Source organism: Nocardia pneumoniae NBRC 100136, assembly GCF_000308755.1.
In the GTDB taxonomy this organism is placed as follows: Bacteria; Actinomycetota; Actinomycetes; order Mycobacteriales; family Mycobacteriaceae; genus Nocardia; species Nocardia pneumoniae.
In genome coordinates this window covers 1-14,850 of record NZ_BAGF01000049.1, presented here as the reverse complement: position 1 = coordinate 14,850, position 14,850 = coordinate 1, and the positions used below count along the sequence as shown (strand labels likewise).

Annotated in this window: 12 protein-coding genes and 1 pseudogene; 7 read left to right on the top strand and 6 right to left on the bottom strand. The window is 67.9% G+C overall.

Going from position 1 to position 14,850, the window contains the following annotated elements; translation table 11 throughout:
- Positions 1–3 precede the first annotated feature (3 nt).
- The 3 genes from ON34_RS14985 to ON34_RS14975 are packed head-to-tail and all read right to left on the bottom strand — an operon-like array spanning position 4 to position 3,646.
- Positions 4–1,677: a fatty acid CoA ligase family protein gene (locus ON34_RS14985; protein WP_040779821.1), complete on the bottom strand. Its 1,674-nt coding sequence runs from the start codon at positions 1,675–1,677 to the stop codon at positions 4–6.
- A complete protein-coding gene (locus tag ON34_RS14980) occupies positions 1,674–2,588 on the bottom strand; it encodes a beta-ketoacyl-[acyl-carrier-protein] synthase family protein (protein ID WP_040779820.1) in 915 nt (304 codons plus the stop codon). The genes ON34_RS14985 and ON34_RS14980 overlap by 4 nt, the downstream gene beginning before the upstream one ends.
- 8 nt (positions 2,589–2,596) lie before the next feature.
- Entirely contained in the window at positions 2,597–3,646 is a 1,050-nt protein-coding gene (locus tag ON34_RS14975) for a 3-oxoacyl-ACP synthase III family protein (RefSeq protein ID WP_040779819.1), read from the bottom strand.
- A gap of 585 nt (positions 3,647–4,231) precedes the next feature.
- On the opposite strand from ON34_RS14975, the gene ON34_RS14970 reads away from it, so the two are divergent.
- Positions 4,232–5,725 (top strand): flavin-containing monooxygenase, encoded by a 1,494-nt coding sequence (locus ON34_RS14970; protein ID WP_040779818.1) that lies wholly within the window; start codon positions 4,232–4,234, stop codon positions 5,723–5,725.
- Positions 5,726–5,818: 93 nt separating this feature from the next.
- On the opposite strand, the gene ON34_RS14965 is transcribed toward ON34_RS14970, so the two are convergent.
- The gene (locus ON34_RS14965) at positions 5,819–6,181 is read right to left on the bottom strand and encodes a cupin domain-containing protein (RefSeq protein WP_040779817.1); all 363 of its coding nucleotides are present in this window, start codon (positions 6,179–6,181) and stop codon (positions 5,819–5,821) included.
- A 159-nt stretch (positions 6,182–6,340) separates the two neighbouring features.
- Complete coding sequence (locus ON34_RS14960) at positions 6,341–7,003, bottom strand: TetR/AcrR family transcriptional regulator (RefSeq protein ID WP_040779816.1); 663 nt, start codon at positions 7,001–7,003, stop codon at positions 6,341–6,343.
- Positions 7,004–7,107: 104 nt separating this feature from the next.
- Between ON34_RS14960 and ON34_RS14955 the strand changes: the two genes are divergently transcribed.
- Genes ON34_RS14955 through ON34_RS14940 form a run of 4 tightly spaced genes read left to right on the top strand, consistent with a single transcriptional unit; the run spans position 7,108 to position 11,503 of the window.
- On the top strand, positions 7,108–7,983 hold the full coding sequence (locus ON34_RS14955; protein WP_051022659.1) for a metal-dependent hydrolase: 876 nt from the start codon (positions 7,108–7,110) through the stop codon (positions 7,981–7,983).
- Complete coding sequence (locus ON34_RS14950; RefSeq protein ID WP_040779814.1) at positions 7,980–9,050, top strand: PDR/VanB family oxidoreductase; 1,071 nt, start codon at positions 7,980–7,982, stop codon at positions 9,048–9,050. Before ON34_RS14955 ends, ON34_RS14950 begins: the two co-directional genes overlap by 4 nt.
- 54 nt (positions 9,051–9,104) lie before the next feature.
- Positions 9,105–10,577, top strand: coding sequence for a flavin-containing monooxygenase (locus ON34_RS14945; protein WP_040779813.1), 1,473 nt, complete (start codon positions 9,105–9,107; stop codon positions 10,575–10,577).
- Positions 10,574–11,503 carry a short-chain dehydrogenase/reductase gene (locus tag ON34_RS14940; RefSeq protein ID WP_245548039.1) on the top strand — a complete coding sequence of 310 codons (930 nt, stop codon included), beginning with the start codon at positions 10,574–10,576 and terminating at the stop codon, positions 11,501–11,503. Before ON34_RS14945 ends, ON34_RS14940 begins: the two co-directional genes overlap by 4 nt.
- A gap of 13 nt (positions 11,504–11,516) precedes the next feature.
- On the opposite strand, the gene ON34_RS14935 is transcribed toward ON34_RS14940, so the two are convergent.
- The gene (locus ON34_RS14935; protein ID WP_040779811.1) at positions 11,517–12,200 is read right to left on the bottom strand and encodes a TetR/AcrR family transcriptional regulator; all 684 of its coding nucleotides are present in this window, start codon (positions 12,198–12,200) and stop codon (positions 11,517–11,519) included.
- A gap of 149 nt (positions 12,201–12,349) precedes the next feature.
- Between ON34_RS14935 and ON34_RS14930 the strand changes: the two are divergent.
- Together ON34_RS14930 and ON34_RS14925 are read left to right on the top strand one after the other, a co-directional pair.
- Positions 12,350–13,921, top strand: a pseudogene (locus ON34_RS14930) (succinic semialdehyde dehydrogenase).
- Positions 13,922–13,953: 32 nt separating this feature from the next.
- A complete protein-coding gene (locus ON34_RS14925; protein WP_040779810.1) occupies positions 13,954–14,784 on the top strand; it encodes an SDR family NAD(P)-dependent oxidoreductase in 831 nt (276 codons plus the stop codon).
- Positions 14,785–14,850: the final 66 nt, after the last annotated feature.

The window sequence follows — 14,850 nt, the reverse complement described above, 5'->3', positions numbered from 1 at the left end:
GTTTTATGCGTCCGTTCCGAGCCGTTTGGCCGCCCACACCGCGAGTCGTTCGCGTCCGATCTTGGCGTTGTGCCGGATATCGACCGGGAAGGACGGATGGACCAGGAAATCGGCGATCATCCTGGTGCGGTCGAACTGTGCGCCATGGGCCCGCAGCGCGCGCTCGACGCTGACCGGGTCGGCGCCCGGTTTCACTTCGACGCAGAGCACCGGCCGCTGCGCCCCACGCGGGCCGACCCCGACCAGCGCCGTACGAGCCACCCCCGCGACAGTGTTGAACACCTGCTCGACCTGAACGGTGAACATCGGACCGTCCGCGGTGACCACCCGCTGGCTCTTGCGTCCGCAGAACCAGATCCGTCCCTGCTCGTCGATCCACGCCAGATCGCCGGTGCGGTGCCAGATCCGATCGCCGTCGACGATCTTGCCCTGCGCGTTCGCCTGTTCCGGCCAGTGGTAGCCGGTGCTGACGTTCGGACCGGCGACCACGAGTTCGCCGATGCCGCGGGTGGTTTCCAGCTCGCCGGCGAGCTCCTCGGCCCGAGCCATGGTCGGAATCGGCTCGTCGGTGATCGCCACGATCCGCGCCTGCACCCGGTGGGGCGGCCGGCCGATGCAGGTGCCCTCGCCGCGGTGCGCCCGATCGACCAATCCGTCCAGCAGTTCGCGGGATTCGATAGTGGACATCGGCAGCGCTTCGGTGGATCCGTACCCGGCGACGACCTTCACGTCGTCGTGCAGCACCTCGCGCAGCCCCGCGATACACCAGTCCGGCACCGGAGCGCCGCCGGAATAGATGCTCTCCAGCGACGTCAGCGTGGCCGGGTGGGCACGCAGATGCTCGAGCAGCGGGATCAGCACCGCGGGGGAGGCGAACATGGTTCGCACCCCGAACTTCTGGATCGCGTCGACCACGTGCGCGGGATCGGTCGCGCCGACCTTGCTCGGGATCAGCGGCGGCAGCACGCAGCGTGAACCGAGCATCAGGTCGAGCACGCCGACCAGCGGCAGGGTGATCAGCGAAGCCTCCGGCGTCACCTCTCCGCGCGCCATGTGCACCTGGTCGACCGTCGCGGCCAGGTTGCCGTAGGTCAGTCGCACGGCTTTGGCCGGTCCCGTGCTGCCGGTGGTGAACGCGATCAGCAGTAGGTCGTCCTCGGTGGCGGGGCGGCCCGGCGGCACCGGACCCGTGGGGGTCCGGCCCCATGCCCGCAGCGATTCACCCCGCCAGAACCAGCGTCTGCCGACCGTCACCGCGGTACGGACGGTGCGGAAGCTGCGCGGGAACAGCACGCGCAACGCGTGCGCCTGCGGGATGCCGATGAATGCCTCGGCGTCCACGGCGCGCAGGCAGCGCAACATCTTCCGCACGCCCATGCCGGGGTCGATCACCACCGGCACCGCTCCGATCTTGAGCAGCCCGAACATGATCGCGTAAAGCTCCGGGCTCGGTAGTACCAGCACGATCGTGCGCGTCCCGGTACCGACGCCCGCCGCGGCCAGCCGTTCGGCGATCGTGTCCGACCACAGGTCCAGATCGCGATAGGTGAGGTGCCGGTAGGCCGGCAGGCCATCGGGGTCGACCCCGGCCGCGTAGCGCACCGCCACGCGGCCGGGGTCCGTGCCGACCACGGCACGGAACCGATCGATGGCCTGCCAGGAGGTTCCCGTTGTCACGCAGGCGCCCCGGCGAGGACGGGCAACCGGTACAGCACCGCCGCGGCCGCCGGGCCCGCGCCCGCCGCGACGAACAGCACCTGGCGGTACTCGGTGAACGAGTCGTCCGCGATCGCCAGGTCGTAGGCCGCGGGAAGCGCGGCCGTGTGCGGGTCGCCGTAACGCAGATCCGGTGTGCGGACCGCGTTCTGGTCGATGCCGAGGGCGTCGGCCAGCTGCTTCGGGAACTCCGGGCTCGGCGTCGACGCGATCAGCGCGATCTCACTCAGCGAGGCGTGATCGGACTCGGCTAGGGCTTGGCGCGCCGCGTCGACGGCCACCGCCAGCAGTCGGTCTTCGAAGCCGGGCTCCCGCACCACGGTGATCAGGCCGCGCCCCCGGTTGCCCATCGTCGTGGTGTCGAGATAGCCCTCGACCGCCGGTGTGCCTTCACCCTTCACGGTGTGCACCGTGCCGAAGCCGACCGGTTCGTCGGTGCGCTCCAGCAACAGTGCCGCGCCGGAGACGGCGTACGGGAACTCGTCGTCGGCGACGTAACGCGTCATCGACGGATGGGTGTCGCCGGACACGATCAGCACGTGCTCGGCGCTGCCGGTCTCCAGCACCGAGGTGGCCACCTGAACCGCGTTGAGCACGCTGACCGCCCCGTTCATCAGATCGAACGAGAAGGTCCTCGGGTCGTCCTTGGCGTACTCCAGACCGATCCCGGCCGCCTTCTGGATCAGCGCGGACACCGCGGGTTCGACGATGTTCCAATCGCGGTAGATGCCCGCGTTGATCAGCAGGCCGATCTGATCGGCACGGATTCCGGCGCGCTGCAGGCTCTGCTTGGCGGCGCGGGCGGTGTGCTCGATGATGCTGTGGGTGTCGCCTGCCCGGCTGACGCCGGTGGACTTGATGCGCACGCTCATGACTGACCTCAGACCTTCAGCGACGAGATGGTGGTGGACACGAACCCGGTGACGATGCCGGAGGCCGCCGGGATCAGCAGCAGCTTCGACCCCGCGGGGATGTTCTGCTGGCTGAGCTGGTCGTGCAACACCATGAAATGCGAAGTGGTGGACGTGTTTCCGAGCTTGTCGATGACCCGCAGATCCGGCGGCATCGGGCTGCCGAACTCACGCTCGGCGATGGCGTTCATCCACGGAATGGCGGCGGCGCCGAACTGGTGGTGGATGACGTAGTCGAACTTCTCGTCGGCGAAGGTCTTGCCCTGCGCCTCGAGGAATTTCCGCTGGGTGTTGGTGCCGAGCAGGAAACGGTCCTCGTTGTGCATCGTGCGGTTGTCGGTGTACATCGCCACGCCCTGGGTTTTGCCGCTGGGCATGCCGAGGCACAGGTGCGCGTATTCCGCGGCCGTCATCATTTCGATGTAGTGGATAACGTCGTTTTCGTCGACGGCCTGGTCCAGCACGATGGCGCATCCGGAGTCGCCGACGGTCAGCGAAGCGAACTGCCGGTCGTATTTCTCGGAAATCTCGTCGACCGCGGTATCGGCGATCGCGGTAATCGCTTCACCACTGACGACGAGTCCGTTCCGGGCGGCGCCGGAGCGTATCATCCGGTCCAGGATATAGGTACCGGTGAGCATTCCGGCGCACGCGTTCGAAATATCGAACGCAATGGCGTTCTTCGCGCCGATAAGACGGCTGATCCCCAACGCGAAAGAGGGCTCCATATACATGCGAGTGGCATGCTTGCTACGTGAGATCGAGGTGTAGATGATCACGTCGATGTCTTCTGGACCATACTGTGACCTGGACAGACAGTCCTCGACAGCCTTCAGGGCCAAGGTGAACGAGTCTTCGTGACTTTCCGGTCGAGTATCACGCCGCCGGCGTTCACGAACGCCGGTGATTTTCTCCAGATCGAATGAAGGGGGTTCCTTCATGCGGGACAGTAGCTCGTCTGTGGTGACCACATTCGAGGGCAGATAGGCGCCGATGGATTCGAAGCGAGAATTGGACACGAGCGCTCCTGAAATCGTTGACATATACGGTTCCGGATCGACTCTGATCGTCGGTGAGATTGACACTACCCGACAGTAACAACGAATGGCTATAGGTACGGTGACCGCTCCGTCTGAGACGGAAATCACTTCCCAGCATAGATGTTTCGTGCGGTATCACCAACCGGTGATCGACTGGCTATGACGTTCGCATCATTGCGAGTCGAGCGCACGTATCGGTTTATCGCGGTGTTTCCCATTCGGGACCGAGTTCGCCGCTCCGGGTCGGCGAATCCACCGCTTTCGGAATGGCTACCGATCGGCTATTGCCGAACGGTGGTTGTTCGTGGGCGTTCGACCAGTTGTGCCCACCGGTGGATGTGAGTGACTTCACTGCGAGTCTCGCACTGCGGGGCCGGTTGGTATCGAGCGGCCTGTCCGGCCTGTACTATTTGCGAGCCTTGTTGGGGCAGAAGGAAACCCATCGTTTCCTCCGAGGCTTGCGGGCTCCGTGTCTCGAACCCTCCACCTGGGGCGATAGGGTTGGGAGAGGGCGAGCGCCGCCCGGTCCGCCAGGACCTTCGCCGACGACGGAAGGGAGAGGTGATGACGACCGCGGCCGAGCATGTCGACGTGCTCATCGTCGGCGCCGGGCTCTCCGGCATCGGCGCGGCATGCCACCTGCGCCGAGCCTTCCCGTGGCGCTCCTACCTGCTCCTGGAGAGCCGGGCGGACCTGGGCGGAACGTGGGACCTGTTCCGGTACCCGGGTATTCGCTCCGACTCGGACATGTACACCCTCGGCTACCGGTTCAAGCCGTGGTTGGGCGAGGCGTCGATCGCCGACGGCGGCGCCATCCTCGACTACCTGCGCGAGACCGCCGCGGAGTACGGCGTCGACAGCCGAATCCGGTTCCGGCACCGAGTGATTCGCGCGGAGTGGTCCAGCGCGGACAATCGGTGGACCGTGCGCGCCGAGCGCACCGACACCGGTGAAACCGTCACGTTCACGGCGGGATTCCTGTTCTCCTGCGCCGGCTACTACCGCTACGACACCGGATACACCCCTGAGTTCCCCGGCATCGAACGGTTCACCGGTTCGATCGTGCATCCGCAGTTCTGGCCGGAGAAACTCGACTGCGCGGGCAAGCGGGTGGTGCTCATCGGCAGCGGCGCCACCGCGGTCACGCTCGCCCCGGCGCTCACCGCGCAGGGTGCGCACGTGACCATGCTGCAACGCAGCCCGAGCTACATCATCTCCGCGCCTTCCCGCGACCCGCTGGCGCTCACGGTCCGTCGCTTCCTTCCCGCGCGGGCCGCGTACGCGCTCGCGCGGGCCGAGTACGTCGCGATCTCCACCGCGCTCTATCAGTTCAGCAGGCGCAATCCGGCGGGTATGCGCAAACGCATCCGCGGCTGGCAGCGGCGCTGGCTGCCCGCGGGCTACGACATCGACACGCACTTCACGCCCCGATACAACCCGTGGGACCAGCGATTGTGCCTCGCACGCGACGGCGATTTCTTCCGCGCCATCCGGCAGGGCGTGCTCGACGTGGTCACCGACCGGATCGAGACCTTCACCGAGACCGGCCTGCGCTTGGCCTCCGGCGCCACGCTGGATGCCGATATCGTCATCACGGCCACGGGCTTGAATCTGCAAGTCTTCGGCGGCATCGAACTCGTGGTGGACGGCGCGCCGGTGACGCCGTCGGCGACCATGGCTTACAAGGCGATGATGCTGTCCGGCGTGCCGAACTTCGCCTTCGTCATCGGGTACACCAACGCCTCGTGGACGTTGAAAGCGGATCTGGTGTCGGAGTATGTCGTGCGGCTGCTCGAGCACATGGATCAGCACGGATACGTGCGCTGCGTGCCGGTCCGCGACCCGTCGGTCGGCTCCCAATCGTTGTTCCCCGGCTTCACCCCCGGCTACGTGCGCCGCGCGGAGAGTCTGTTCCCCGTGCAAGGTGACCGCGCCCCGTGGCGGCTGCGGATGAACTATCTGCGCGACGTGTTCACGCTGCGATACGGCCGGATCGCCGACCGGGCCATGCGTTTCGAACGGGCGCGGCGACCCGCGGAAGCCGGGGCCCGGGACTAGCTTCTGTGTCGAAGCGAGTGCAGGTGGCACCGCTGTGCGGTGCCACCTGCATGCCGTGTGGGCGGCGCACTTGTCAGCGGCGGTGTCGCCCGCCTACCGCTTGGCGTAGTCGGCGAAGCCTTGCCAGTCGAGCACGACGCAGGGTTCATCTCCCACGGTCCATGCGTCGTGGCCGGGTGGGACGATCATGAAGTCGCCGGGCCCGTATTCCTGTTGCTCGCCGTTGTCCATGGCTACCACCATTCGGCCCGAGATGCAGTAGCCGACGTGGGCTGACTGACAGCTGTCGGTCTGGGCTATCGGCTTGACATGAACCGACCACCGCCATCCGGGTTCGAAGACCGCCCGGCCCACCGGGCCGCGGTCCAGGTTGACGAGATCGACTCTGCCTTTGTCCTGCTCGAAAGGCCGGGTCTCCTCGGGTGATTCGAAACTCTGGCGCACCAGATCAGACATGGCTGTCTCCTTTGATCATCGAATCCCCTTTCGCAGTTACCGAGTAGCACTCGTGGCCAACGGCAAACGTCACGTTCGCGGATACCAGCAGATGTGCCCGCGCCGCGCGGAGCGTGTTGGTATCGGTATGCCTCACGCCTGTGACGTGGCCTGTTGGGCCTATGTCTCGGTGCGCAGCGACGAGCGCGCCGTCGCGATCCGCTCGATGACAGCGGCGGCGTGCTCGTCGAAACGCTCCCGGGAGACCGGGATCTCCCCGTCGAGCCAGGGACGGTACAGGTAGGCCAGTGCGCCGAAGATGGCGTTGGCGTTGAGGGCGAAGTCGTGCTCGTCGGATACCGGATCGGCGTAGTTGCCCCCGCCGATGATGAGCGCGATCGGCGCCGTGAACAAGCCGATGAGTTCGTTCGCCCGTGGCATCAGCACCGGTGTTGCCTGGGATTCCACGAACATGATGCGGCCGCGGCGGCGGTCCTCCACGAGGTATTCGGTGAAGACGGCGACCATGTGGCGAAACATCGCGTCGCGCTCGCCGGGTGCGTTGGGCAGCTCCGCCAGCAGCCGGTCGCGCGCGCCGAGGACCACGGTGTCGAGCACGATCGTCAGCAGCGCGTCGAGGTTGGGGAAGCTCTCGTAGAAATAGCGCTCGGTCAGCCCGGCCTGCCTGCACACGCCGCGCATCGACGTCTCGGCGGCGCCGACGGTGGCCATCAGCTCCGTGCACGCCTCGATCAGCTGTTCTCGGCGCGTGGCGACGCGATCGGCGGGAGAGCGTCCGCGCCAGCGACGCATACCCGGAATCGAACCGTCCCCTTCGACCATGCGGCCATCCTCTCACAGCGATCGAATTGACATCATCTGATGTTGACAGCGGTTGATGTCAATAATAGATTGCGAGAACACCGATCAACGACGAGGGGTGCGAGATGGGGTCTGCCGCTTACGTCGACCAAGCGCACGCGATCAACGCGCGCGCCGTCGAATTCGATTTCGCCACGGTGCCGATGCACTACATCCCCGGCGAGGCGATGGCCACGCACATCATCAACGTGATGCACCTGGTGTTGCCGGAAGGGGAGCGCGCGATGGCGCAGGCGCTGGCCGAGGCGCTGCCCCTGATCGAGGACGAGCGGCTACGCGAGGAAGTGCGCGGCTTCATCGGCCAGGAGTCCATGCACGCCAGTTCGCACGAGAAGGCGCGCAGGCAGTTGGAGCGACTGGGCCTGGACGTGGGCCCGATGGTCGACCGTGTCGCGTGGCTGATCGACCGGGTGCTCGGCGACCACGGGCTGACGGGACGGGCCAAGCACGAGTGGCTGTGCGAGCGGTTGGCGCTGTTCGCGGGCATGGAGCACTACACAGCGGTGATCGGCGAATGGCTGCTGACCAACGACAAGCTGGAAGCCAAGGGCATGCACCCGGCGATGCTCGACCTGATCCGCTGGCACGGCGCCGAGGAGGTCGAGCATCGCAGCGTCGTCTACGACGCGTACATGTACGTCGACGGGGGATACGCGCGCAAGGCGCGGCAGGCGCTGATCGCCAGCGCGGGACTGCTGATCCTGTTCGTCGTCTCGGGCGGCTACCTGTTCCACAAGGACCCGTCGCCGGACAAGGGACGGTTCTGGCCGCTGCAATTCGTCAGCGCGTCGGTGCGCGGCGTGGTGCCGAGCATGACGACCTTCCTCACCGAGATCCCGCGCTATCTGCGGCCCGGCTTCCATCCGTCGCAGCTGGGCCCGATGGACAACGCGCTGCGCTACCTCGCGCAGTCGCCCGCGGCACGGGCGGCGGACGCGTGACCGCCGTAGGCGAGCGGTTCCGGCCCGGCTCCGCGCTGCGGCTGATCGGCTCGGCCGCCGACGCGTACAAGCGGCTTTTCGTGGAAGGCGACACCGCGCGCCTGCTTTCGCCGCCGCACCCGGTGCGCCACACCGGCTACGACTTCGAGGTGGTCATCGATCGGATCGGGGAGGAGGCCGACGGGGTGGTGAGCCTGTGGCTACGCGACCCGGGCGGTGCGCCGCTGCCCGCCTGGACGCCGGGTGCGCATCTGGATGTCTTCTTGCCGTCGGGGCGCCAGCGGCAGTACTCGCTCACCAGCGATCCCGCCGACCGCGGGTTCTACCGGATCGCGGTGCGCCTCATCGCCGACGGCGAGGGCGGTTCCGCGGAGATCCACCGAGAGCTGACGGCGGGTGACCGGCTGCGCGTGCGCGGTCCGCGCAACGCGTTCCCGTTCGTCGAGGCGCCGTGCTACCTGCTCGTCGCGGGCGGCATCGGGATAACGCCGATCCTGCCCATGGTCGCCGCCGCCGAGCGCGCCGGAGTGCCCTGGCGGCTGATGTACCTGGGCCGGACCAGGTCGCGGATGCCGTTTCTGTACGAGCTGGCCCGCTACACCGGCGGCGACGTGGTGGTGCGACCGGACGACGAGTTCGGCGTCCCGGACGCGCGGATGATCTTCGAGCAGACGCCCACCGGCGCCGCGGTGTACGTCTGCGGCCCGCCGCCGCTGGCGGAGGCCGCGCGTGCGGTGCTCGCGCTGCACGACCCGACGGTCTCGCTGCACACCGAGCGGTTCTCGCCGCTGCCCGTGCGGGATGGCGAGCCGTTCCGGATCCGCCTGCGCCGCAGCGGCATAGATGTGGACGTGGCCGCCGACGAATCCGCGCTCAGCGCGATCCGCCGGGTGCTGCCGGGGGTGGCCTACTCGTGTCGGCAGGGCTTCTGCGGGACCTGCAAGACCAGGGTGCTCGCGGGCGCGGTGGAACACCGCGATCGGCTGCTGGTCGCCGACGAGCGGGCGAACACGATGCTGACCTGCGTATCCCGCGCGCGCGGTGGCGAACTCGACCTGGACTTATGAGCTGGTGAGCAACACGGCTCGGCGGGCAATGGTGCCCGCGTGTGGGAGGAAGGCATGACTATGGCTGCGGATCCGGAACACGTCCCGATCGTGGTGATCGGAGCAGGGATAGCCGGGATCGGCCTCGCCGTATCGCTGCGGAAGGCGGGAATCGACGATTTCGTCGTGCTCGAACGCGCCGGGGATCTCGGCGGCACCTGGCGGGCGAACACCTATCCGGGTTGCGCGTGTGATGTGCCCTCGCACCTGTATTCGTACTCCTTCGCGCCCAACCCGAACTGGTCGCGCACCTACGGGACGCAGCGGGAGATCCTCGGCTACATCCGGTCGGTCGCGACGAGCCACGATGTGGTGCGCCACATGCGTTTCGACGTCGAACTGCTGGAGGCGCGCTGGGACGAGGCGGCGACCCGGTGGCGGTTGCGCACCGGCCGCGGCGACCTGACCGCCGACGTGCTGATCTCGGCCGTAGGGCCGTTCAGCGAGGCGCGGATCCCACGGCTGCCCGGCGCGGAAACATTCGAAGGCACGCAATTCCATTCGTTGCGCTGGGATCACGAGCACGATCTGACCGGTGAGCGGGTCGCGGTGATCGGCACCGGCGCTTCCGCGGTGCAGTTCATTCCGGAAATCCAGCCGGTGGTCGGCAAGCTGACGGTCTTCCAGCGTTCGGCGCCGTGGATCGTCTCCCGGCTGGATCGCCGCACGCTGCCCGCCGAACGAGCGCTGCTGCGCCGGATGCCCCTGCTCGGCAAGGCCATCCGCGGTCTGTACTACACCGGTATCGAGGGGTTCGGCCTGGTCGGCTTCGTGGACAAGCGCTTCCGGCACCCGTACGAGGCGCTGGCGAAACTCCAGCTGCTGCGGCAGGTCCGCGATCCGGCGCTGCGCCGCAAGCTCACGCCCGACTACGTGATCGGCTGCAAGCGCGCGATCTTCTCCGACGCCTACTATCCGGCGCTGACCAAGCCGAATGTCGAACTGGTGACCGACGGCATCCGGGAGATTCGCGCACGGTCGATCGTTACCGCCGACGGCGCCGAGCATGCGGTGGACACGATCATCTGGGGCACCGGATTCGGTGTCCCACCTGCGATTTTCGATCGGATACTCGGCGTCGACGGCCGATCGATCGGCGATCGCTACCGGACCCGCCCCAGCAGCTACCTCGGCGCGACCATGGCGGGCTTCCCGAACTTCTTCTGCACCCTCGGGCCGTTCGGCGCTGCTGGCAATCAGTCCGCGATCTATATGATCGAAGCGCAGGTGCGCTATATCGTCGATGCGGTGACCACCATGCGTACGCGGAACATCCAGCGGATAGCTGTGCGCGAGGAGGTTCAGCGCGCCTTCCTCGACGAGGTGACCGAACGCAGCCGCGACACCGCCTGGCTGACCGGCGGCTGCCGCAGCTACTACCAGACCGCCGACGGCGGCAACGCGGGACTGTATCCGAACTGGAGCTTCGAATACCGGCGTCGGACAAGCCGATTCGATCCGGAGTCCTACCAGCTGCGGGTCGGGTGAGCGCCGTGGTCATGGACCTGCTGCGCAGCGTGCTTTTCCGGTCCGCCCAGCCCGCCGCGGACCGGCTGGATGTCCGGGACCGGGTGGTGGTGATCACCGGCGCGGGCACCGGTATCGGCCGGGCACTCGCCGAAAAGCTCTACGCCTCAGGCGCTTCGGTGGCGCTGATCGATATCGACGAGGCCGCCGCCGCGGCGGTCGCCCGGTCGATGGGGGAGCGCGCGCTCGTCGTGCGGGCGAACGTCTCCGATCGAATCGGCATGCGCCAAGCCATATTCCGGGTACGCGAGCGCTTCGGACGGATCGACGTGGTGGTGGCCAACGCGGGCGTGGCGCCGGAGCCTGCGACCATCAGGACGATGAATCCCGGGGATTTCGATCGGGTCATCGGGATCAATGTCACCGGCGTGTTCAACACCGTGCACCCGGCGCTGGAGGACATCGTCGCCGCGAACGGGCACGTCGTGGTCGTCTCCTCCGCCGCGGCGTTCGCACCCGGGATGGGCGGCTCGCCCTACATGGTGAGCAAGGCCGCGGTGGAGCAGTTCGGGCGGGCGCTGCGGGTCGAGCTGGCCGCCGTCGGGGCCACGGCGGGCGTGGCGTACTTCGGTGTCGTCGACACCGCGATGACGCACGGCACGCTCGACGAGGACGAGTTGGGCGCCGATCTGGGCGCCCTGCTGCCCTGGCCGCTCAACCAGCGGATCACCGTGCGCGAGGCGGCGGAATCCCTCGCCGAGGGCATCGCGCGCCGCGCGCCGCGCACCGTGGCGCCGCCGCAATGGGAGCCCTACGCGCTGTTGCGCGGCGTGATCAACGTGGTGCTGGACGGCATGCTCGCGCGTGACCCACGGGTGCGCGAGCTGATCCGCCGCCTCGAACAGCGCAGGACCGCCGGTCACCCGGTCACCCCGATTCCGCGCTGACCCGCGGGTTCGCCTACGGCTCCGGGGGAAAGATCGTCTCCAGCGTCAGCGCGTACTGCAGATCGGTCCGGGTGCCGAGGGTGGTGAGCAGCACCCGGATCATCGTCAGGCGCGCGGCGGCGACGGTATCCGGGTCCGGTTCGGCACCGGGCGCGGTGCCTGCGGAGATGCGGTAGACCACGTACTCGCACAAGTGCAGCGCGGCGTCCAGGTCGAGCGGGCTCGGAACCGGACGGCCGAGCTCGGTGAAGGTCTCGCGGACCAGAGCGCGAATGTCGTCGAGCGCGCGCTCGCGATACGCCGAGACCGGCGAGCCCGGGTCGTGCAGTTCGGCGAACAGCGGACGCAGCATGGGGCCATGGCCGCGCGCCCAGTCCAGATAGGCGTCGATCAGCCGGATGCCCAGCTCGACGGGCTCATCGGTGCCGGTCAGCGCCGCGCGGATGCCGCCGACCAGCCCGTCGTTGGAACTGTCCAGCACCGCGAGCAGCGGTTCGGTCGCATTGCCGAAATAGCGGTAGAACGTCGGCCGCGCCAGCCCCGCCTGCTCGATGATCTGCGCGACGCTCAGCCCGCGGGAACCGTTGCGGGTGAACACTTCCGCGGTGGCGAGCACGATGCGGGCGCGCACCTCTTCGGCCTGTTCCTGGGTCTGCGGCGGTCGCCCGCGCCGTGCGGTGGTGGTCTCAGCCGACATCGTGCCGCCTCACAACGCCGCCCTCGGCTTGCCTGTGTCCCACGACGAACAGCTTGACACGAGCTGTGACATAGACATTAATCTAACACCACTGTTCATTAAATGGTGCTTGCGTGCGGCGCAGCCCACCGTCCTCGAGAGGGCCGACCATGACGACCGCCCCCCAGCTGGCCCCCGCCGACGCGCTGCCCTCGTCGCTGGTACGGCCGTTGCTTTCGCACGCCGTCGCGGGCGGCGCCCCTGCCGTCGAAGTCTTCGCGCCCGCGACCGGCGCGAAGATCGCCGACCTGCCGCAGTCCTCCACCGGCGACATCGAGACCGCCTTCGCGACCGCCCGGGAAGCGCAGCGGCAGTGGGCGCGGCGGCCGGTCCGGGAGCGGATCGCGGTGCTGCGCCGGTTCCACGACATCGTGCTGGCCGAGCAGGACGCCATCCTCGATATCGTGCAGACCGAGACGGGCAAGTCGCGCGCGCACGCGTTCGACGAGGTCGGCGACGTCGCCGTGAACGCCAGGTACTACGCCTCGGTGGCCCACGGGCTGCTGGCCACGCGCAGGCCGCGCGGTGTGCTTCCCGTGCTCACCCGGGTCGACGTGCGGCACCGGCCCAAGGGCGTGGTCGCGGTCATCTCACCGTGGAACTATCCGCTGGCCCTGGCCGCCTCGGACGCGTTACCCGCCCTCATCGCGGGCAACGCCGTGGTGGCCCGCCCGGACAACCAGACCGCGCTCACGGCGCTGTGGGCGATCGACGCCGCCGTGCGCGCCGGATTGCCGCGCGGACTGTGGCAGGCAGTGCTCGGCCGCGGATCGGTGATCGGCGGCGAAGTGATCGCCCGCGCCGACTACGTCGACTACACCGGTTCCAGCGCGACCGGCCGGACCATCGCGCAGCAGGCGGGCGAGCGGCTGATCGGGTACTCGCTCGAACTCGGCGGCAAGAACCCGCTGCTGGTGCTCGCCGACGCGGACGTCTCCCGCGCGGCCAAGATCGCCATCCGCGCCTGCTTCGCCTCGGCCGGGCAGCTGTGCGAGTCGATGGAGCGGATCTATGTCCACGACAGCGTGTACGACCGCTTCGTCGCCGAATTCGTCGAGCACGTACAGAAGATCAAGCTCGGTGGCGGGCTGAACTACGACAGCGACATGGGGTCGCTGACCTTCCAGCGACAGCTCGACACGGTCACCGCGCACGTCGACGACGCGGTCGCGTAGGGCGCCACCGTGCTGGCGGGCGGTCGCGCGCGCCCGGACCTCGGCCCCTACTTCTACGAACCCACGGTGCTGGCCGGGGTGCGGCCCGGCATGACGGTCCACCGCGAGGAGACCTTCGGTCCCGTGGTGTCGATCTACCGCGTGAGCAGCGACGATGAAGCCATCGAACAGGCCAACGACACCGCCTACGGGCTGAACGCCAGCGTGTGGACCAAGGACACCGCCCGCGGCCGTGCGGTCGCGGCGCGGATCAACGCGGGGTCGGTGAACGTCAACGAGGGCTTCATCGCCGCGTGGGGCAGCGCCGACGCGCCCTCCGGCGGGCTCGGCATCTCCGGCACCGGGCGCAGGCACGGCCCCGAAGGCCTGCTGAAGTACATCGACACCCAGACCATCGCGGTGCAACGGGTGCTGCCGATCGCGCCGCTGCCCGGCATGTCGGAGGCGATGTGGGCGAAGACCATGACGCTGTACTTCGGCGTGATGAAGGCGCTGCGGCAGAAGTAACTCGCACGACTCACGGATCGGGAAGAAGACGGATGAAACTGAACACGGTCGCGGGCAAACGGGTCCTGATCACGGGAGCCGCGATGGGGCTCGGCAAGCTGTTCGCCGAACGCGCGGTGCGCGAAGGCGCCGCCGCGGTGGTGCTGTGGGACATCAACGACACCGCGCTGAAGGAGACCGCCGCCGAACTGACCGGCCACGGCAGCGCTGTGCACCATCACGTGGTCGACGTCTCGGCGCCGGAAGCGATCGCCGAGGCGGCCGCGACCGTGCGCGAACAGGTCGGCAGCATCGACATCCTGGTCAACAACGCGGGCATCGTGCGCGGCAACAGCTACTTCTGGGAAACCGAGAATCGCGCCGACATCGACAAGACGATGGCGATCAACTCCCTGGCCCCGATGTACGTGACGCTCGAGTTCCTGCCCGCCATGGTCGCGGGCTCCACCGAGGCGCGGGTGCTCACCATCGCCTCGTCGGCGGGTCTGGTGTCGAATCCCCGCATGAGCGTCTACGCCGCGTCCAAGTGGGCGGCGCTGGGCTGGTCGGACTCGGTGCGCATCGAACTGGAGCAGGCGGGGCACGACCACGTGAAGATCACCACCGTGTGCCCGACCTACATCAACACCGGAATGTTCGAGGGCGCCAAGGGATTCTGGTTCACTCCGATCCTGGAACAGCAGGACGTGGTCGACACCTCATGGCGTGAAATGAAGAACGGCACCCCCCTGGTCGTGCTGCCCTGGACTTCCCGCCTGAACAAGGCGCTCTCCGGCCTGCTCCCGATCAAACTGCGCGACCTGTTCCTGAACACGGTCGGCGTCTACCACTCGATGGACCAGTTCACCGGCCGCGAGAAGTAGTTCACAGTACATCGCGTTTCCCGCCGGTCCGGGTCTCCACGTCGTACTGGTCGCTGCCGCAGGGTC